Source organism: Streptomyces sp. WAC07094, from assembly GCF_036320405.1.
Lineage (GTDB): Bacteria > Actinomycetota > Actinomycetes > Streptomycetales > Streptomycetaceae > Streptomyces > Streptomyces lannensis.
The window spans coordinates 403,416-423,931 of sequence record NZ_JAVMJZ010000001.1; the positions used below are offsets into that span (position 1 = coordinate 403,416).

At 68.8% G+C, this 20,516-nt stretch carries 16 protein-coding genes; 9 read left to right on the top strand and 7 right to left on the bottom strand.

What is annotated here, in order from left to right:
• Positions 1-406: 406 nt before the first annotated feature.
• The 3 genes from RCR19_RS01880 to RCR19_RS01890 all read right to left on the bottom strand — a co-directional run bounded on the left by RCR19_RS01880 (position 407) and on the right by RCR19_RS01890 (position 4,148).
• Entirely contained in the window at positions 407-2,527 is a 2,121-nt protein-coding gene (locus RCR19_RS01880) for a SpoIIE family protein phosphatase (protein ID WP_331263419.1), read from the bottom strand.
• Between the two features lie 380 nt (positions 2,528-2,907).
• Complete coding sequence (locus RCR19_RS01885) at positions 2,908-3,174, bottom strand: hypothetical protein (protein WP_331263420.1); 267 nt, start codon at positions 3,172-3,174, stop codon at positions 2,908-2,910.
• 74 nt (positions 3,175-3,248) lie between these two features.
• Positions 3,249-4,148 carry a helix-turn-helix transcriptional regulator gene (locus tag RCR19_RS01890; protein ID WP_331263421.1) on the bottom strand — a complete coding sequence of 300 codons (900 nt, stop codon included), beginning with the start codon at positions 4,146-4,148 and terminating at the stop codon, positions 3,249-3,251.
• Between the two features lie 201 nt (positions 4,149-4,349).
• Here RCR19_RS01890 and RCR19_RS01895 point away from each other — a divergent pair, with 201 nt between their 5' ends.
• From RCR19_RS01895 to RCR19_RS01905, 3 genes are all read left to right on the top strand, one after another.
• Positions 4,350-5,324, top strand: a complete 975-nt coding sequence (locus tag RCR19_RS01895) for an aldo/keto reductase (protein ID WP_331263422.1) — start codon at positions 4,350-4,352, stop codon at positions 5,322-5,324.
• Positions 5,325-5,718: 394 nt separating this feature from the next.
• A complete protein-coding gene (locus RCR19_RS01900) occupies positions 5,719-6,180 on the top strand; it encodes a hypothetical protein (protein WP_331263423.1) in 462 nt (153 codons plus the stop codon).
• Positions 6,181-6,396: 216 nt separating this feature from the next.
• On the top strand, positions 6,397-6,747 hold the full coding sequence (locus RCR19_RS01905) for a hypothetical protein (protein ID WP_331263424.1): 351 nt from the start codon (positions 6,397-6,399) through the stop codon (positions 6,745-6,747).
• A gap of 97 nt (positions 6,748-6,844) precedes the next feature.
• Here RCR19_RS01905 and RCR19_RS01910 read toward each other — a convergent pair whose 3' ends face one another.
• Positions 6,845-7,348, bottom strand: a complete 504-nt coding sequence (locus RCR19_RS01910) for a hypothetical protein (RefSeq protein WP_331263425.1) — start codon at positions 7,346-7,348, stop codon at positions 6,845-6,847.
• 523 nt (positions 7,349-7,871) lie between these two features.
• A complete protein-coding gene (locus RCR19_RS01915; RefSeq protein WP_331263426.1) occupies positions 7,872-8,402 on the bottom strand; it encodes a hypothetical protein in 531 nt (176 codons plus the stop codon).
• 140 nt (positions 8,403-8,542) lie between these two features.
• Here RCR19_RS01915 and RCR19_RS01920 point away from each other — a divergent pair, with 140 nt between their 5' ends.
• From RCR19_RS01920 to RCR19_RS01935, 4 genes are all read left to right on the top strand, one after another.
• Positions 8,543-9,154, top strand: a complete 612-nt coding sequence (locus tag RCR19_RS01920) for a sigma-70 family RNA polymerase sigma factor (protein WP_331263427.1) — start codon at positions 8,543-8,545, stop codon at positions 9,152-9,154.
• Positions 9,135-9,908 (top strand): hypothetical protein, encoded by a 774-nt coding sequence (locus RCR19_RS01925; RefSeq protein WP_331263428.1) that lies wholly within the window; start codon positions 9,135-9,137, stop codon positions 9,906-9,908. Before RCR19_RS01920 ends, RCR19_RS01925 begins: the two co-directional genes overlap by 20 nt.
• Positions 9,909-10,379: 471 nt before the next feature.
• Entirely contained in the window at positions 10,380-12,320 is a 1,941-nt protein-coding gene (locus RCR19_RS01930; protein WP_331263429.1) for an N-acetylmuramoyl-L-alanine amidase, read from the top strand.
• Positions 12,321-12,435: 115 nt separating this feature from the next.
• Positions 12,436-13,059: a nucleotidyltransferase family protein gene (locus RCR19_RS01935; protein ID WP_331263430.1), complete on the top strand. Its 624-nt coding sequence runs from the start codon at positions 12,436-12,438 to the stop codon at positions 13,057-13,059.
• 53 nt (positions 13,060-13,112) lie between these two features.
• Here the strand turns inward: RCR19_RS01935 and RCR19_RS01940 are convergent, their stop codons facing one another.
• Positions 13,113-14,030, bottom strand: a complete 918-nt coding sequence (locus RCR19_RS01940; protein WP_331263431.1) for a TIGR03619 family F420-dependent LLM class oxidoreductase — start codon at positions 14,028-14,030, stop codon at positions 13,113-13,115.
• 430 nt (positions 14,031-14,460) lie between these two features.
• On the opposite strand from RCR19_RS01940, the gene RCR19_RS01945 reads away from it, so the two are divergent.
• The gene (locus tag RCR19_RS01945; protein ID WP_331263432.1) at positions 14,461-15,435 is read left to right on the top strand and encodes a zinc-binding alcohol dehydrogenase family protein; all 975 of its coding nucleotides are present in this window, start codon (positions 14,461-14,463) and stop codon (positions 15,433-15,435) included.
• 301 nt (positions 15,436-15,736) lie between these two features.
• On the opposite strand, the gene RCR19_RS01950 is transcribed toward RCR19_RS01945, so the two are convergent.
• A complete protein-coding gene (locus tag RCR19_RS01950) occupies positions 15,737-17,266 on the bottom strand; it encodes a CehA/McbA family metallohydrolase (RefSeq protein WP_331263433.1) in 1,530 nt (509 codons plus the stop codon).
• Positions 17,267-18,550: 1,284 nt separating this feature from the next.
• Between RCR19_RS01950 and RCR19_RS01955 the strand changes: the two genes are divergently transcribed.
• Positions 18,551-20,455: an FHA domain-containing protein gene (locus tag RCR19_RS01955; protein WP_331263434.1), complete on the top strand. Its 1,905-nt coding sequence runs from the start codon at positions 18,551-18,553 to the stop codon at positions 20,453-20,455.
• Positions 20,456-20,516: the final 61 nt, after the last annotated feature.

Genomic DNA, 20,516 nt, shown 5'->3' on the forward strand with positions numbered 1-20,516 from the left:
GGTACATCGAGTTGCGGCACCCGCAGTGGTGGGAGCTCTCACCGGACGAGCCGAGTCCTGCGCAGACGGGTGGTCGTCGTCGGTGGCCGACCCCTGGTCATCGCAGGCCGCCAGAACTCCCATGGTTGCGAGCAACAGTAGCGCCGCCGCCACACGCATTCGGGTCATCTGCATCAGCGACCACCGACCCTCTCGCCGTGTGACCTTACTTGTGGCATTCGTCCAAAGGAAGGACCTGGCGCGCCGGGGGCAACAACCCGGCCACTGTCCGGGAACCCAGAAGCGGTGTCCGGGCAGCAGGACCAGCACCACTGGGCGTCTCGGCACTTGAAGAAGGAGCCGTAGGGCCTCCAAGTAGCCGACTACGCCCGCCTGTCGGCGAACCTGACGGGGCAACGGGTCACGTTCAGGTGCCGTGGGGGTTGGCGTCCTGTTCCGCCCAGATGGTCTTGCCGCAGTCGTGGTAACGGGTGCCCCAGTGCTGGGAGCACTGGGCGACGAGGAAGAGTCCGCGTCCGCCTTCGTCCGTGGTGGCCGCCCGCCGGATATGGGGCGAGGTGCTGCTGGCATCGCTGACCTCGCAGATCAGCATTTGGTCGTGGATGAGCCGGAGCCGTATCGGCGGAACGCCGTAACGGATGGCGTTGGTGACCAGTTCGCTGACGATGAGTTCAGTGGTGAACTCCAGGTCCTCCAGGCCCCACCGCTCCAACTGGTGCAAGGCGAGCGAGCGGGTGTCCGCGACGGCACCGGGTTCGGCAGGCACGTCCCATGTGGCGACCTGAGCAGCAGGAAGACGACGGGTACGGGCGAGGAGCAGAGCCAGGTCCTCCTGCGGTCCGATGCGGGAGCACGCCACGTTGGCGAGAGCCTGGCAGATGTCCTCCGGCGGCATGCCGTCCTGGGCGATGAGCGCGCAGAGTTGCTCGTCCAGAGCGCGCCCGGCGTCTCGTGAATCCGCCATGCTTCGGGTGTGGAACAGGAGGGCGCTGCCCGCGGGCAGTTCGACCTCCAGCGGCTCGAAGACCGGATCGCCCAGGCCGAGGGGCTCGTTGGGCGGCAACTCGAGGAACCGTACCGGACGGTCCGGTTCGGCGACGGCAGGCGGCGCATGGCCCGCGCTGGCCATGACACAGCGGCACGAGACCGGGTCGTAGATCGCGTAGAGGCAGGTCGCTCCGACGAGCCCGTCCATGATCGGGGCGGATCCCGAGGTACGGGCGCGTTCGACCAGGCGCGGCACCATGTTGTCGAGTCGGGCGAGGACCTCTTCGGGGGCAAGGTCCAGTTGCGCGAGGGTGCGAACGGCGGAACAGATCTGCCCGGTGCAGGCAGCGGCCTCGATGCCCGTCCCGGGTATGTCGCCGATGGCGAGGGCGACGCGGGCACCGGACAGCGGAATCACATCGAACCAGCAGCCGCCCACCCCTGTGTGCGTACGGGCGGGCCGGTAGCAGTAAGCAAGGTGGACCGCGCTCTGCTCGGGCACATTGCGCGGGAGCAAGCTCCGCTGAAGGGTGACGGCCGCGACACGCTCGCCTGTGTACCGTCGGGCGTTGTCCACGCAGACAGCCGCCCTGGCCACCAGATCCTGTGCCAGCACCAGGTCGTCAGGCTCGAAGGCGTCCGAGCGAGCCGACGTGCGGTACATGTGTGCCACACCCAGAACGGTGTCCCTGGCCCGCAGGGGCACCACCATGAGGGAGTGCGTCCCCCGCTCCACGAGCGCTTGCGCCCTGGGATCGAGGGAGCCACCGACCCAACCGGCGTCCGGGTCGATCACCGGCACCAATACGGGTTGCCCGCTGACGAGGCTGCGTGCGTGCGGGGTGTCCGCGGCGAACTCCTGAATGTCACCCATCTCTCGCAGTCCTTCGAGGATGGACGGCCGAGCGGCCTTGCGCGCCGTCAGCCGCAGCTCGACCCCGCCCGTGCCGGGGGTGAGGGGCTCCTCGCCTGCCTCCACCCCGTCCAGGAGGTCGATCGCGGCCAGGTCTGCAAGGGCCGGAACCAGGACATCGGCCAGCTCGGCGGCAGTGCGTGTGACGTCGAGCGTTGTGCCGATACGGGCCGCAGCATGGTCGAGCAGGGCCAGACGCTTCCGGATGTGGTGACGTTCGGTGATGTCCATCACCATGTCGGTGACACCCAGTGTTCGCCCGTCCTGTCCGGTCAGCGCGAACGAGGACGCCACCCACACACGATCCCTGTCGGGGTCGGCGGGGGTGCGCCCGTGCACCTCGGTGCCGGCGACGGGCTGACCTGTCTCCAGGACCCTGACGAGGCGGCTTTCGATGGCGGTGGTGTCGAGGTCGGGCAGCACCTCGCCGAGCCGGTGACCGAGCAGTCGCGCATTGGGAACCCCGTGGATGCGTTCAAGCGCGGAATTGGCCCGTACGACCCGCAGTCCCGTGTCGTAGACGGCGACGCCGACCGGTGACTGGTTGAACAGCGCGTCGAGGATCGCGAGGTCTTCCTCGCGCGGAGACAGGCGATGCTCCCCTGGTCGGGAGTCGTCCTCGGGCACGCCTTCAGCGTAAGCATCCCCGAGCGGCTTTCGCGCGGTGACCACCGGCGGTACCCGCGGATCTCCTGTCTTCGCCGCCGACGCACCTTGCCCTCACGGCCAGGGCGAAGCTCGCCGCCCCATGCGGGTCACCGGCCCATAGGGTCGGGATGTGTGCCCGCGGCGCAGCGGGGTCGCGGCGGGCGGGTCCGGGGCCGCACGTTCGCCCCGCTCATCGCCGAGACGGAACATCAATGCGCGAACCAGCCGTTCGACGGCGAGTCGGCAGGCGCCCTGGGAACCATGCGAGACGCCGTCCGGCTGACCCGCGGTCGAGGGCCGACGTGCCCGTCCGCCGACCGGAATTCCCTCGGAAGAATGGGCCTTGCAGGTCATACCGCTCAATAGGGCCGCGGGATGCCGTGCTTGTGCAACGCATCCTCATACCGCGTCAGCAGAGCGTCGAGGGCGGCCAGGACCAAGTCACCGGAGTCCCGGGCCTCGGCCGGATCGCTGCGCTCGCACGCGTCCACCACCTGGGCCAAGTCGCTCCTGAGGATGCGCAGGGAGTCGCCCTGAATCAGCACCCCGGGGAACCTACGACCGGGCAGGCGGACAACGGCGTTGTTGCCGCCATCGGTGAAGAGTTCTGCCTCGACGCGCTCCATCGCACCATCCAAGCCGACATCACCCGACGACGGCAACGACGGCGTACGCAGGCAAGTGGAGCGAGCGACATACCTCACTGATCGTGTCCCGGCAGATCGGCGTGCTCGGCGGCTCCGGAGGCGTGCTGAGTGCCCAGCATGTCGAGAAGAACCATGGCGTCGTGGTCGGGGCTTGCCACGTCGGCGTAGTAGGCGACGAGACGGTGACCAGAGGTGCCTTCGAGCAGCATGGACTGGTAGCCGAGGGTGAGGTCGCCGACCTGGGGATGATGGAAGTGTTTGGTGCCGGGGCGATGGGGACGCACATCGTAGCGCTCCCACAAGCGGGCGAAGTCCTCACTCTTCAAAAGGAGTTCACCGACGAGCTGGGCGAGGTCGGGGGCGTCCGGATCGGTGCCGGCCAGAGCGCGTAGGCGTGCGACACAGCCGCGGATGCGGGTGTCCCACTCGGGGAACAGGTCGCGCGCCGCGGGATGGAGGAAGTAGTAGCGGGCCAGATTGCGCTGTTTGACCGGCCAGCTCTCCATGCCCGCGTAAAGGTGCAGGCCGCCGGGGTTGGCCGCGAGTATGTCCAGGGTGCGGCTCAGGACGTAGGCCGGGCCAGGTCGCAGGTTCTCCAGCAGAAGCTGGACGCCAGGCCGCACCGCGCGGCTGGGCGCGGTGGGTGGCTCGGGAGCGGTTCGAGCGGCCCGGGCCGCCAGTCGGCGCAGATGCTTGTGTTCGTCCGTCTCCAGGCGCAACGCCCGGGCGAGGGAGTCGACCACGGCGGGGCTGGGGCGGGTCTCCTTGCCGCGTTCGAGGCGGGTGTAATAGTCGATGCTGACCCCGGCAAGAGTGGCGAGTTCCTCGCGGCGCAGTCCCGGAGTGCGGCGGAGCCCCGGGCCCGTGGGAAGACCCACCTGCTCGGGCGTCACCTGGATCCGTCGGGCGCGAAGGAAGCGCGCCAACTCGTTGCCGTGCTGGTCAGAGCTCATATGGACAGTGTCGCAAGCCGCTGGCCCGATTGAGGGGCTGTGGGGGGCCGTATCACTCCCTGGAACGCCGCTCCCCAGCACCGTGCGGCCTGCCACGGGATGCCCGGGGGCGCGACGGTGGAAGGGCCGCGAACGACCGTACGTCCAGCGGCCCCCTTTCAAGGGGATGAGAACCGGCAGCCACGAAAGCAGGAGACCAGCATGCGCACCACCACCCTGGGCACCCACGGACCGCAGGTCGGCGTCATCGGCCTGGGCGCCATGGGGATGAGCTTCGCCTACGACATGGCCACACCGCGTGACGAAGCCACCTCGGTCTCCGTCATCCGCCAGGCCCTCGACCTGGGCATGACCTTGATCGACACGGCTGACGTCTACGGCCCCTACACCAACGAGGAACTCGTCGGCCGAGCCCTGGCCGACCGCCGCGAGCACGCGGTGATCGCCACCAAGGTCGGCATGGAGGCCATCGACCCCACAGGCGGCCCCGGCGGGTCCCCACTCGTCAAACCCAACGGCCGACCCGAGCATGTGCGTGCCGCCATCGACGCGAGTTTGCGCCGTCTGGGCACCGACCACGTCGATCTCTACCAGCTCCACCGAGTCGACCCGGAGGTCCCGATCGAGGAGACCTGGGGCGCACTGGCCGAGGCCGTGACCGCCGGTAAGGCCCGTCACCTGGGTCTGTCCGAGGTCGGCGTCGAGCAGATCCAGCGGGCCCAGGCCGTGCATCCGGTGACCACCGTGCAGTCCGAGTTCTCACTGTGGACCCGTGACGTCCAGGCCGAAGTCCTGCCCTACTGCACCCAGCACGGCATCGCCCTCCTGTCGTACTCGCCGCTGGGCCGCGGCTTCCTCGCCGGCCGCTTCGCCTCCTTCGACGAACTGCCGGAGAAGGACCAGCGGCGCCGTCTGCCGCGGTTCCAGCAGGACAACCTGCAGGCCAACCTCGACATCGCGAACGGGGTCCGTGCAGTCGCCGACCGCGTCGGTGCCACTCCTGCCCAGGTCGCTCTCGCCTGGCTCGTGGCTCAGGGCCCGCACGTTGTTCCCATCCCCGGCACCAAGACCCCGAAGTACCTGACTGACAACGCGGGCGCCGCCGACGTCCGACTGTCTCCGGGCGACCTTGCCGAACTCGACGCCGTCCCGGCCCCCGTCGGCGGCCGGTACTGACCGTCCCACCTCGACCGTCTGCCGGCGGCCGATCATGACAACGAGGACGCGGAGAATGCCGCGTCCTCGTTGTCATGTGCCGTGTTCCGGCAGACGGCCCGGGCGCCCACCGACGCCGTGCTCCAGGAGTGCGGCGGCGGCCCCGGCAGTGACGGCGCATCGGCGGCCCGCAGCCGTCGAAGACCAGGTGGAGACAGCGACGCCACAGGTGCGGCTGTGTGGCCTGCACCGGGGATGCCGTCTGGTAGATCCCGCTCATCAGCAGCGCGATGTCCTGCCCGGTGGTGTCCTGGCGAACGGCACCGTGCCGACGGGCGCGGTCGGTCAGTGCGTCGGTGACCGCGCTCAATGTCTCCTGGCTGTTGCGCACCTCGGGGTGATCCGGAGCGACTCCATGGACGACCTCGCAGAAGGCACGGTCCTGCATCTGCAACTCGATGGCGGCGCTCATGAACTCGTGCAGTGTATGTGCCGGGTCCTCCGCCTCCGTCAGACGTTCACCGGTCGCGGCAAGGGCGTACAGCTTCTCGGTGACAATCACCGCCAGAAGATCGTCCTTGGTGGGGAAGTGCCGGAAGACGGTGCCCTTGCCGATCCCGGCGCGCTCCGCGATCTGCGAGACCGGCACCTCAGTGCCCTGCTCGGCGAATGCCTCCGCCGCCGCGTCGATCAGGAGCTTCCTGGTGCGGACGGCGTCACTGCGCATCGGCTCGGCTGCCGGGCTCGTCATGACATTCTGCCGCTTCAAAGACCGACTCCAACGCAAGCGGACCGCGCGGTCACATTCACCTTCCACCGGCATGACGGGCAGGTCGCGCAGATCCCGGGCCAACATGACCGGCCGGTCACATTGTGACGTTCAACATGACCGGCCGGTCCGCTTCCGTGTTTACGGTCAACATGAACGCCCGGTCCGCAAGGTGCCCAGTGCGCCCTTACATGGGCATGCACCGGGGCCACAGTTGGTGCCCGGAGGCCCGAAACTTCGTGGCCGCCGTGCCGACCCTGTCGCTACGCTCAGGGCTCACCTTCGGCCGCAACCACGGTTGCCGCACACAGAGAGCCATCCCCCGTGACCAGCCAGCGAACGACGACCCTGTGGCGTCCTACCGGTCCCAAGGAACTGGACCTCGTGCGGGAGTCGGACTGGCGTGCGTGGCCGCCCCGGCTTCCCGAGCAGCCGATCTTCTACCCGGTGCTCAACGAGGACTACGCCGTCAGGATCGCTCGGGACTGGAACGTCAAGCACGACGGTGCCGGGTTTGTCACCCGGTTCGAGGTCGAGTCGGAGTTCCTGCGCAGATACCCGGTCCAGCAGGCCGGCGGACAGACCATCCTCGAACTGTGGGTGCCGGCTGAGGAGCTCGAAGAGTTCAACGCCCACATCGTCGGCAGAATCCGGGTGGTTCACGAGTTCCGCTGAGTCGAGGAGCCCCGGGCGGTGCGACGGTCCCGACACACGGCCGCAGCCGAGCGGGGGCCCGCACCCGCGAACGCACGGTGCCGGGCCACCCGCCGGCTCACCCCTTGGCACAGCCGGCTTCGAAGGCAGCCTCGCTGCTGCGATGCATCACGAACTCGGGCGGGTCGGGCCGCTGTTGATCCGAATGCCATGCGCCGTCGCTGTCGATGATCGCTGTTCTCGCCAGCATCCGGAGATTGTCGCCCTTCCAAGTGCCATCGATGTGCTCGATGTTCACGTCGCCCTTGCTGCGCGGAAGGTAGGGACTCACTGAGAATCGGGTGCCTCGCCAGTTGCGCACTTCTCCCGATACGTCGCCACTCGCGTCCTTGCCTGCTCCGCAGACCTTCATCCCGCCTGTCATACCGCAGACAGAGTCGCAGTTCTCGTTGTAGTTCAGCCGCAGGAGGACCCGCCTGCTGTCGGTCTTCGAATACGAGATCTCACCCTGCCAGTAGCCGGTCAGCCTGGGCTGCCCGGGCAGCGGAAATGCCCACGGCGCAAACACCGTCCGCAGAGCAAGCACCACGGCGATCAGAGCCGCCAAGAGGGCCACGACCACGGTGCCTCTCTGCCAAGGGCCGGTCGTTCTCCACCATAGTCGTGCACGCTCGGTCTCCATCGTCTCCCCCAATGACCATGATGGGCCTGCCAACGCAGACGTGGGACAAAGCGCTACCGTTCCGGCCCCCCGGAATGCACTCCCCTACAACAGGACGCCAGCCGAGCCCAGCCGCCGGCCCGACATCTCGGGCCGACTCCCGTGGCGCGTCCCCACGTCACGGGTGAGATCGTTCCCGCGCACTGCATCGTCCTGGCACACTGCATCCGAACGGGAGGCGACGGGCGCCATGCCGTCGGACTGCGGACCAGCCTCCCTGGACCCGTCTCGTCGCCTGCCCCCAACACCTCGTCTGCGGGCAACCGACCCCTGGACAGGCCAACTTTGACTCGGCCCTGAAGGACCGGGCTTGGAGGCAGTGTCCGACCGGCTGTCGTGTCGACTCGTCCCTCCGGCAGCCACCTATTGAGTGGCAGGCACGGGTCGATCGCCCGCATGCTGCCGCTCGACACTTGCGCCGAGCTCAGTAGCCGAAACCGCCGTCGCCGCCGTCCTGGGTGGCGGAGGCGGCCGGGGCGGCCTTCTTGACCGCGGCGCCCTTCCCGTCCAGCGCGAACCAGACGCCGTCGATGCCCTGGCCCTTGACGTCGCCTGCCGCCCGGTCGGCGGCGTAGTAGTACAGCGGGTGCCCGGCGTATGTCACCTGCGCCCGGCCCGCGCCGTCCGTCGTGCCGATCAGGCCCGCATCGACACCGTCACCGGGCTTCGGCTTACCCTCCATGGGCGGCCACAGCTTGAGGCACGCCGCGTCGCAGTCCATGGAGTTCGTGTTCTTCCCGTCCGCGGTGAACAGGTACAGGGTCCGGCCACTGCCGTCCACGAGGACCGTACCCAGGGGCGAGTCACTCGTCCGGACAGCGGAGGGGTTCATGGCTACTGCCGGCGCCTGGCCCTTCGCCCCGCCTTCATCGCCGGTACTGCCGCCGCCGCAGCCCGCCAGCCCGAGGGCGGCCACGAGGGCCAGCCCGGACACGGTGATCCTTCCACGATGCATGGTGCCTCCGTTCCATTCCGCTCGGCCGTACGACCGAGTCGCATGGGTTGTACGGGCGAGCCCTGCCATGGGATTGCGCCACATTCCCGAAAAAAATCCCGGCCGCTTCGCCAATCTCTTCGCCGGGTTCGTACGTACACATGGACGTGGTGCTGTTCTCGCGTGCGAACCAGGTCGACGACGTCACACTCGTCGCCTCCTTCGCCCTGGGCGACGAGCAGGCGTCCGTCGCGTTCGTCAGACGTTTCCAGGACTCCGTGTACGGCCTCGCGCTGTCGGTGACCCGGGAGCCGGCCCTCGCCGAGGATGTGAGCCAGGAGGTGTTCGTGCGTGCGTGGCGCGCGGCAGGCAGCTACGACCCCCGGCGCGCCTCCGTCCTCACCTGGCTGCTGACGATCACACGCAACGCGGCCATCGATGCCGTACGCGCCCGCCGGGCGACGCCCGCCACGGACGCCACCCTGGAACGTCTCATCGACGTGGCGCTTCGCAGCGACCCCGGACCCGACGATCCCGAGCAACGGGCCCTCACCACGCTGGAGAGCGAGCGCGCCCTGCGCCGGTTGCGTGCCCTCCCGCCGGAACAGGCCCGCGCCGTCGCCCTCGCCGTCTTCGGCGGTTGTACCGCCGCCGAGATCGGCCGACAGGAGAACATTCCACTCGGGACTGCCAAGACCCGCATCCGCAGCGGTCTGCGAAGGCTGCGCGACTCACTGAAGGAGGAACGCCGTGATGGATCGCCACCCCGATGAGAACGAGTTGGTCGCGCTGGCGCTCGGCGCCCTCCCCGGCCCGGAGGACGAACTGCTGCGGCACCTCACCGACTGCCCTGGCTGCCACTCGGCCTACGACGACGTCGCCACCGGCGTCGATGCGGTGCTCCCTGCAGCGCCGTCCGTCGCGGCTCCTCCCGGTTTCGAGACACAGGTCCTCGACCGCCTGAGACTCGAACGCCCCTCCGACCCCGACCGATCCAGGTATCGGATCCTCACCCGCGAGGGCTCCGCCCTCCATCGCTCACGTTCGGCATCGGGCGACGTACGCCTCTCCCCCGGCTGTCCGAAACCCGCGTCGCCCGGCCGCATCCGCGACCGGCGCCGCCCTCGTCGGACGCTGCTGCTCGCCGCGGCCGCGGCCGCCGGGGTCTGCATCGGCGGTGCAGCCGTGACCGTGCTCCATCACGACGACGCCCCGGTGCACGTGGCCGTCGGCGACCGCGGAGCGCCCCTGGTGACCGCTTCGGGGACCGCGGTCGGAACGGTCGAACCGAGTCTGGCCGGCAAGGACCGCGTCGTGGTCATGCAGATCACCTCGGGCGCCCCCGGCACGCACTACACCTGCCGGCTTCTGCTCGAGGACGGCTCCAGCCGCGACGCCGGCTCCTGGTGGATGCCGGACTCCGGGCAGGCGACCTGGATCGCCTACGCGACCGCGGCCACCGTCGAGCGGGTCGAACTGACCACGGACGACGGTCGCATCTGGTCGTCAGCCGTTCTCCGGCACTGACCCGGCACTCCCGGGCGAGGGCGGGCTTCGTGCCGGAGCCGACGTACCTGCCGACCCGCAACAGCCCCTTCCCGGCTCACTTCCGTGCCCTGTACGGCGCCGTACAGCAGTCGCGCCCGCAACGAAGGACGCCGTTCCTTGCGTTGCCGCATGCCTCTGCTCACCGAGAGCGCCCTGGAACGAGCAGGCCGGAAAGGCGCTGCACCGCCGGCCATCCCATAGGCAATTCACAACGTCCACACACGACGGTGGTTGCTCGTCAGGCGTTCAACGAATGACAATCGCACGCGAAGGATCTTCCCGGCGAGTCGATGACGCCCCCACGTGCGGTCATCCCATGGGCCCCGGCATGGATCCGACCACGTCTCAAGTGAGGGTGACAACGTTGTCAGAGCGCGTACCGACGCGACTTTCGCCCTTCACGCGCCCACTGCGCCGTTCGTACTCGGCCAGAGAGTTCAGGAACGCTTCATGACAAGATCCACAGATTCCCGCCGGCGCAAGTCGCGACACCGTGTGCCCTTGTTGGCGGCGGCCGGCGTGGTCGCCCTCGCCGGCGCGGCGGTCCTGCCGCTGACCGCCATGGCCAGCGGCGACGCGACGCCGTCGAAGACCGCACGGCAGGACGACTTCGCCGCGGCCTCGAAGGAGTTCCACGTCCCGCTGCAGGTGCTGCTCGGCGTCGCGTACCAGGAGTCGGCGTGGGAGGACCACGCCGGCCGGTACAGCACCAACGGCGGGTACGGTCCGATGCACTTGACGGACGTCACACCCGAGATGCTGGCCGGTGGCGACGCCGGGGCCGTCGGCCGTGCCGATCTCAAGACGCTCGCCGCGGACCCCGCCCTGCACACCGTCGAGGCGGCGGCACGACTGACCGGCCTGTCCGCCGAGGAACTGCGCAAGGACCCGGCGGCCAACATCCGCGGCGGTGCCGCCCTGCTCGCGTCGTACCAGAAGGCGACGGTCGGTGCTGAGTCGTCGGACCCGGGCAAGTGGTACGCGGCGGTGGCCCGTTACAGCGGTTCCGCGCATCAGCAGGGTGCCGCCGCGTTCGCCGACCGGGTGTTCTCCACCGTCAAGCACGGCGCCCGGCGCACCACGCAGGACGGGCAGCGAGTGAACATGACCGCGGCCCCGGACGTCTCCCCGGCCACCGGGCAGTTGGGCACCCTCCACCTCAAGGCGGCGGCCACCGCGGAGACCGAGTGTCCGTCCACGGTGGAATGCACCTTCGTCCCGGCCGCCCCGTCGAACGGCCAGGTCTCCAACCGCCCCGCCAACGGCATCCGTATCGACTCCATCGTCATCCACGACACCGAGTCGTCCTACGAGTCCGCCATCGCGACCTTCCAGAATCCCGGCGGCAGCGCGTCACACTATGTGATGCGGTCGTCGGACGGCGCGGTGACGCAGATGGTGCCCACCAAGGACCTGGGCTTCCACGCGGGCAACTACTCGACCAACATGCACTCCATCGGCATCGAGCACGAGGGCTACGCCGCGCACGGCGGCAGTTGGTACACCGAGGCACAGTACGAGGCCACGGCGGATCTGGTGAAGTACCTCGCCGCCCGCTTCGACATACCGCTGGACCGGCAGCACATCATCGGGCACGACAATGTCGCCGGGCCGTCGTCGGCCCTGGTCTCCGGCATGCACTGGGACCCGGGCACGTCCTGGGACTGGGAACACTTCATGAAGCTCCTGGGCGCGCCGATCAAGGGCGCCCACGGCGTGGGCCGCGTCGGCTCGGTGGTGACCATCGCCCCCGGCTTCTCCTCCAACCGGCAGACCGTGCAGATCTGCCCGGCGGACGACCCGACCGGTGACACCACCGCCTGCACCGACAAGGAGCAGCCGTCGAACTTCGTCTTCCTGTACACCGAACCCAGCCGGACCGCCCCCCTCTTCGGGGACCAGGCGGTCCACCCGGGTGGCGCCGGCACCGACCGGATCAACGACTGGGGCAGCACGGCTCAGGCAGGCCAGCAGTTCGTGGTGGCCGATCGTTCCGGTGCCTGGACCGCGATCTGGTACAGCGGCGCCAAGGTGTGGTTCTACAACCCGCTCGGCCGCAACACCGTACCGGCTCACGGTGTGAAGGTGATCAAGTCCGCCGGCGCCGATCCTGTCGCGGTCTACGGCTCCAGCTACCCGGACGCCGCTGAGTACCCCGCCGGGCTGTCCCCGTCGACGCAGGCCCCGCTGAGCATGTACTCCGTCCCTGCCGGCCAGGCCTACGTCGCCACCCAGCCGCCGGCCGCCACGGACGACTTCTTCCCCTCGAGCGGAGCGGTGGTCACCGGCGGCAAGAAGATGTACACGATCCAGTACAACCACCGGGTCGGGCTGGTGTACGAGTCGGACGTGACCGCAACCGACCTTCCGGCCCTCGGCCACCACAGCTGACGCACTGATCGGGGGGTGTCCGGTATCCGCACGACGGACCGGGCACCCCCTGCCGCTCTGTACGGACGACGGTGGCCCCCGCACTGGTCGGCGCGTCGCGTGATAGTGATGAGCCGTGATCGGTCGCCTCCCGCTGGATGAACAACTCGCCACCCTCCAGTCGGTCCTCTCCCGCAACGAGGTACTGCTCGAGGTGCTGGAACGGTCCGCGTCCCTGGCCCTTCCCGGCTGGTACGTGACGGCGGGCTGCCTCTTCCAGACCGTGTGGAACGTCGTCACGGACAGGCCACCCACGAGCGGGATCAAGGACTACGACGTCTTCTACTTCGACGGCGGCGATCTGTCGTGGGAGGCGGAGGACGCGGTGATCACTGCGGGTGCGAAGGCCTTTGCCGGGCTGCCGGGCGAGGTCGAGATCCGCAACGAGGCCCGGGTCCACCTCTGGTACCGGCAGAAGTTCGGCGTCGCGTGCGCTCCCTATGCGTCCGCGGAGGCGGCCATCGACAGCTTCGCGGCCACCACCTGTTGTCTGGGGGTACGGCTGGAGCCCGGCGGCCGGTGGCGCGTCTACGCGCCGCACGGCCTCTCCGATGTGTTCAACCTGGTCGTACGGCCCAATCCGGTGCTTGCCCCGCGGGAGGTCTACGAGAGCAAGACGGCCCGCTGGCGGCGGCACTGGCCCGAGCTGAGGGTGCTTGAGTGGCCGACCGGAACCATGGCACGGGGTGGCTCCTCGTAGTGACCCGCGCGGGAGGCGCAGGCAGGACGGGAGCCGGGCGAGACGCCGTCAGATCAACCCGCTCGTAGGCCCTCGATGAATCGACCCGCCAGGTCGACCCGTTCGTCGAGTGTGGCCGACATCTGGCCGAAGTCCACGAACAGTTCGTGCACACCGGCCTCCTCGACGGCCCTGGAATAGTCGATGTACTGGTCCAGGGTGCCCGCTCGGGGGAAACGCTCCGGGCCGGTCGGTGTGGCGGTCAGCAAGGGATTCACCCGCAGGGCCATACGGAGTGTGGCTGGATCCCGATCCGCCGCCTCGGCCTCTTTGACAATGGTCGCCCACATTCCCAGCAAGGCGGACATCGGCATGGCGCCGGGCAGCCAGCCGTCGAGGCGTCGGCCGATGCGGCGAAGTCCCCTGGGGGTGAAGGCCGCCAGCAGGAGAGGCGGACGCGGACGCTGGTGAGGCTTGAGCCCGACCACCGTGTCCGGAACGGTGAACAGGGGGCCGTCGTGGGCGAGGGCGTCCTTGGCCCAATACTGCTCCAGGACGTCGAGCGTCTCGTCGAGTCGCGCGCCTCTGCCGTCCCAGGGGACGTCGACGGCTGTGTACTCCTCGGGCATCCAGCCGAAACCGAGGCCGACGTCGAGGCGCCCGTGGCTCACGAGGTCGAGGGTCGTCAGCGATCGTGCCAGCATCAACGGTGGCTGCCACAGGGCGTTCAGCGTGCTGGTGCCCAAGCGGACCCGGCTCGTGTGAGCGGCGGCGAAGGTCAGGCCGAGCAGGGGGTCCAGGTGGTTCTCGTAGACCCGCGGCATCACGCCGTCGACTCCCGGGTACGGGACGCTCGGTGCGACCGGTGCCAGCAGACGGTCGCCCGTCCACAGGGAGTCGAACCCCAACTCCTCGGCCGTACGGCTGATTCTGATGATGCCTTCCGGCCGAGCGTCCGGACCGAAGGTCGGAAGGGCCAGACCAAGTCGCATGTCAATTCCCTGGTGGCGTAAGGGGGGTACGGGTGCTCTGCGGGCCGCGGACCGACGGTCCCTTCCGGCCGTTCCGGCGCAGCGCACTCGAGGACGGCGGCAGAGGGGTCCCAGGGCGGATCGATCGTCGGCTCGCTCGCGATCGGTCCCTCCTTCAACCGGTGGACCGCCATCCGCACCCACGATGCTCCGTGGCCAGTCTCCCGTATTTCGCGAGGGCGTAGGCCTTGACGGGGAGGTTTCCTCGAAGCCGGGCCAGATGTCTCGCCCGCGTCGTGACCCCTGCGGGCAGGACCGGCACCCGGCGCACAGCCGATCGGATGTCACAGGGGTCGAACCGAGCACATGCAAGTCGGGCCCGGCCCGATCGCGAGCGGTGCCCGGCTGGGTTAGTGTGAATCGTGGGGTTCGCCATCACCGGAGCCATATCGTGCGTGCCATCGTCATCAAGAAGTTCGGTGGTCCGGACAGCCTCGTCTACACGGAACTCCCGGACCCTGAACCCCGAACAGGGGATGTAGTCATCAACATCAAGGCGTTCGGGCTCAACCACGCCGAGATGCATATGCGCAGGGGTGAGTGGGCCGAGGCCGCCGAGGTCAGCGGTATCGAATGCGTCGGCCTGGTCACGTCCTGCCCCGGCGGTGAGTTCCCCGTGGGCGCGAAGGTCGCCGCGCTGATGGGTGGCCTCGGGCGCACGATCAACGGCAGCTACGCCGAATACACCCGGGCGCCGGCATCGAATGTCGCGACCATCGAGTCGGACCTGCCCTGGGCCCACCTGGCGGTCATCCCGGAGACGTACGCAACCGCGTGGACCTGTCTGTTCCGTAGTCTGGAGATCACCCCGGGTGAGACCCTGGTGGTCCGAGGAGCGACCTCCGCCTTCGGTCAGGCCGCCGTGAACCTGGCCGTGAACGCCGGTGTGCGGGTCATCGGTACGTCGCGCGATCGTAGGCGATTCGACCTGCTTGAGGAACTCGGCGTGGATCGAGCCGAGTTGGAGGGCCCGGAGCTCTCCGAGCGGATCGCCGAGGCCAAACAACTCGACGCGGTACTCGATCTGGTGGGCAACAGCACCATCCTCGACTCCCTTGCCATGCTGCGCCGGGGCGGACGTGCCTGCTTGGCGGGCTGGCTCGGCGGGCTCGAGCCGATCAGCGACTTCAATCCCTTGCTGCAGATGGCAAGCGGCGTCTATCTGACCTTCTTCGGCAGCTTTGTATTCGGAAAGCCCGGATTCCCGCTCTCGGATGTACCGCTCCAGGAAATCGCGGAGCAGGTGGCGGCAGGGCGTCTCAAGGCAAAGCCCTCTCGCGTGTTCCGCTTCGACGACGTACGTGAAGCCCATCGTGTCATGGAAGCGGGCGAAGCCAAGGGGAAGATGGTCGTCGTCCTCGATTGACCGCCCACCCGATTCCGGACAGCGGCGGCCGACGGGGTTCGGCGCGCGGTCAGGGATTGCTGCAACACCTCGGTACCGCTCCATACGGTGCGGCGCCGGTTCCCGCTGTCCTCGCCCCCACCACGGTCCCGGTGTTGAACGTGCCTGTGCCGTAGCCGCCGCCCCGTCACTGGCGGCGGCTACGGCATCCACGCCCCGTCGCGTGGCAGGTTGACGTGTCGCCCGTGCTCGGCTCATCCGATCGGCCCGGCGGAACCCGTGAAGTGCGCAGGTCCCGCCGGGCGCAGGATGCGGGCGGCCGTCAGCTTCGCGGCGTCGACGTCGCTTCCAGGAAGACCGGGTTGGTCAGGGCGGCCATGGGACCGAACAGCAGCGCGTCGCCCATGGTGTTGCCCTGCCCCGGGGAACCGTCGGCCATCGGGTGGCGCACCTCGGCACGCACGTACGCCGCGAGGGAGGCGGTCGTCCGCCACACCACCGTGCCGGAGCCGGAGGCGTCCACCGACTCCTGGTGCATCTGGCCCTCGTCGGTGATGAACCGCACCGTGCCGTGGGGCACACCCTCGACGTCGAGGCGGACGTCGACGGGAGCGTCCACGGGCACCCTCAGCTTTTCGCCGATGCCCGCGTGCTTGCCGTTTCCGGTCACGGAGAACGTCAGCTTGACGGCGGACGACTCGGCGATCCAGCTACGGCCGGCGCGGATGCCGTCCGTGATCGAGTCGGTGGCGAGGTCGTCCGCGTAGACGACGTTGTGCGGCAGGCCGATCACCTGGGGGTCGCTGTGGGCGTCGCTGTTGCCCATCGCGGGCAGCCAGCGCTTGCCGGTGCGGACCGCCTCACCGAGCTTCTGGTCCCAGGTGCTGACCGCGTGCTCGTCGTCGTAGGTCCACGGGCCGGTCCACACCTCCGTGGCGTCGGCGTCCTCGAAGCCGAACTTCCACTGGCAGGCCACATACGCGCAGTACATGTGCGCGGGGACCACGAGACCCCCGCTGCGGCGCACCTGACGCGAGAAGCGGGCGAACGCGTCGTCCCGGGACCGGTAGCGCCAGTCGATCCATTCACCGGCCGGAAGACCGAGCGCGAGCCAGTGCCCGTTACGGGTGGTGACCTCCTCACCCGTCATGATCAGCAGATCCTGCCCGGCGTACTCGCCCCACACCGCGTGCGACGCCGAGGTGTTGTGGTCGGTGGAGACCATGAAGTCCAGGCCCGCGGTACGCGCCCCGGCCGCCACCTCCGCCGGCAGGCGCTTGCCGTCGGAGTGGACGGTGTGCAGGTGGCAGTCACCGCGGTACCAGTCGCGGCCACGGCCCTTGGCCCGCTGCGGCGGGTACTTCTTCACGAAGGCGGGCCCGGGCTCACCGTAGGTGAGGGTGATCTGGACCTGGTAGTGCATGCCCTGCGGAGCCACCTGGTAGGGGCCGAGGACGATGTTCCAGGTTCCGGCGTTGACCGGACCGGGCAGATAGCCCGGAGTGGCCTCGCTGTTGCTGATCTCGAACGAGGTGCGGAAGCCACCGGACCAGCCACGGAAGCCACGACCGCCGAGAGCGATGCCCCGCTCGTCGAACACACCGATGTCGCAGGAGTTGCCCGGGGTGCCCGAGGGGACGGCCGGCTTGTCGTAGGAGTACGAGACAGCGATCTTCTGGACCCCGTGCGGGATCTGCACCGGAAGGTAGACGAAGTCCGCGACGCCGGTCTCGAGGAACCCGCTGATGACACGGGTCTCGTCGCTGCCCGCCGCAGGCTTGCCACCGGTGGAGCCGTCGGCCGCTTGCGCGAAGGAGACCGGGGTCAGGGTCAGGGCTGCCGCGCCGGCCACGCCCACCGTCAGAATCGCCGACGTCCCAGCCCGCTGCTCGCCTCGTCGGCGGTCAGCGCCTCGGGGTCGAGGACATCCACATCGTGTTCGCAGTGTCCGTCAAGACACATGTCCGTCCTTACCAATGTCGGTGATATGTGCACGCTGAATGCACCTGAAGCCTTCAGACCTTGATCCTGCTCAGTGGACGGCGGATGAGTTCAACGTGAAGGCGCTGCGGCGGACGGGCAACGACCTCCCGCGATGCCGCGACGCGTACCGGCCCGGATCCCCGTGGGCGATGCCGCTGAAATACCGGCGCGGCGGGTCCCGGTCCAGTCTCGGGACGGCTCGGTCCGAATGGACCGCAGCGGTTCGGATGGACCGCAGCGGTTCGGATGGATCGCAGCGGTTCGACGAAAGGAACCAGCCAGGCAATTGGGGCGGCGGCATGTCCCGAAAAATTGGCGCCGCTGCGGGACGGGCGCTCACGGACGCGTTTGCTGCTAGCTTGCTCAGTGTCTGCAGGGGGGCTCCCCCGTACCCCCTGCAGACGCATGACGATTGCGCCCGCCTCCCTGCGAGCGCCGGCGCCGCGTGCGCGTGCAGGCGGGAGCACAGACGGTCGGCGGGACCCCATCGAGTTCAGCGACTCAAGGGCTGCGGGATCGAGGCCCGGTGACTCCCGAAGCGGCCCGACTGCCCTTTCGCATCCACCTGAGGGACGAACCGCTCCGAACCGTGCCGCATCCCCCGCGAGCCCCTCCCCCGTTCAACTCGCCATTCCCTGGGGCGGGATTGCGACAAATTCCAGGCTTTCGGCGCCGCCGGAAGGCGCAACAACGCGCGCGAACGAGGAGTCCTCACCACCGCGGAACTCCTAACCGCCGCAACAGGTCCGGAAGCGGCGGCGGTCAGACCACCGATACGACGTGGCGCCGCGTCGGCTCGAGATCACCGGAATTGCACCACCTGGCTGCCTCCTCAACCGGAGGCCGCCCTCGCCGCGGCGGTGCCCTGCTCGCCGTCGGCCGGCGGCCTGAAGACGCGGAAGAGCTCAACGGGTCATGGCAGGCAGCGGGGTTGCGGGGCGCTGGCCGACCGGGAACGCAGGCCTGTTCCCGAGGACCGCACACCCGTTCCAAGCGGGATATGCTGTACATGCCGCCGATCCATTTACGGTTCAACAACATGTCGGACGCATCGCTGCCTCCGTCGGGTGACTGCCGTCCGGCAAGGACACGCGTCGATGAGTCCGGTGGCCCGCAGTGATATCGATGTCATCATCCTCCGGAAGGAACTGCCGTGGCTCCGGTGCTCGTCGGACACCAAGGTCTGCTGGCGGGAGAGCGCATCCCGATCCTGGACACCCGCGTCACCTTCGGTCGCAACTCCGACAACACCGTCGTCATCTCGAGTCTGAGCGTCTCCCGCTTTCACGCGGAGATCGTCTTCGACGAGAACGAGGGATACGTGCTGCACGACTGCGGCAGCAGCAACGGCACGCAGGTCAACGGCGAGGACGTGGAGTCCCGGCTCCTCCAGTCCGGCGACGAAATCACCATGGGTGACCAGGAGTTCCGCTTCGAGGTCGCGGACGCCATGGAGACCCTCATGGCGCTCTCCCTGCCGCGATCCGTGACCCACGGCGCCGAGGAGGGCGAAAGCGGTCCGGTTCTGCGCGTCACCGTCGCCGGCGGTGGTCCCGTCGGTCTCTCCTTCGCCCTGCTGCTGGAGCACTTCCTCGGCCCTCAGGCGCAGATCACCGTCTACGACGGCAGGTGGCGCAAGCAGGGCCGCGCCATCGTCTGGAAGGGCCAGGACGAAGGCAACGTACGGCGACAGCAGGTGGTCACCGTGCAGAGCCGCCAGTACCTGGCCTGGCCGGAGGAGGTTCGGGCACGCCTCTTCGATCCGCAGCACTACAGCGAGATGTGGCCCTCCGGTCCGGACTCGATCGGCGACCACCACCCGCGCAACATGCGGATCGCGTACATCGAGGACCGACTGCTGGAGCTGGCGAACGAGAAGCGGGAACGGATCCGCCTCATACCCACCCGGTTCGACCCGGCGGAGCAGCAGGACGCCCTCGCCGCGCAGCACGTTCTCGCCATCTGCGACGGCGGGCGATCGCACACCCGGGAACACTTCGCCGCCCGGTTCGGCAAGGCCGACGAGTCCATCTACTCCCTGGACGGCCGCCACCTCCAGGACGTCGTCCTCGGCCTGCGCGTGAAGTCGACCCTTTCCGACCCCATGGCGGTCCTGCTGACCGTCGCTCAGAACCGCTTCCTGCTGAACTCGCTTCGCGGCGAGGGCTTCCTCAACATGCGCCTGACCGACGCCGAGCTGTCGGAGGTCATCGGCATCGACCCGGTCCGCCGCGTCTTCGAGGAGTGCATCGCGTCCCGGCCGTGCCTTATGGACCGCGACGAACACGGCGACTTCCAGTGCGCCACCCACGGCACGCTGTTCCTGCCCGCCCTGATCAAGGGTTCGTCCCTGTGGAAGCGTGTGCATGAGGGACTGCGACTCTTCGGTGTCGAGTCCGAGGATCTGACCGCGGTCACGAGTTTCCGCCTGGACATGGTCCAGCGCCCGCGCTTCTCGGCCGAGTTGATGCCCGCCACCGCCGGCTCTCCCGGCACCTACGGGTTCCTTCTGGGAGACGCCGCCAACGCCATTCACTTCTGGCCCGGTCGCGGACTCAACAGCGGTCTCGCCTCGGCCATTTCCCTGGCCCGCTCCCTCAACGGGGCCTGGAGCGGAAAGGCTTTCCGCGACGCGGACTTCCTGAGGCACGAGGCCGCGATGTCCATGCTTCAGTACCGGCACAAGAGCCGCGCATGGAAGGCGATGGTCACCAGCGACGACAAGGGCGCCACGTGGGCCATCAAGGACATCATCGCCCACGGGATCGACGCGGCCGACGACCTGGATCGCGACGCGGACACCAAGGCCCTTCTGGAACGCATGCGCACCCTCCGCGAGAGGCTGGCGCCCCGCCTGCCCGGGATGCCTGACGACGAGGCGATCCTGGAGCGCCTGCAGACGCTGGAGGCCGCCACACTGCGCATGCTCGTCCTCAGCGGCGCCTGGGACACTCTCACCATGGGCGGCGAAGAGGTCGACATCGACATCTTCTACGGCCAGGACTCCTCCGCGGCGGCCGCCGCGGTGGAAGCGCTGGAGCCCGCCGTCCAGTCGTGATCCCTTCAGGCAGCTGACAGGCGCGGAGAAGGGACCCTCTCCGCGCCCTTCCAGCAGTACG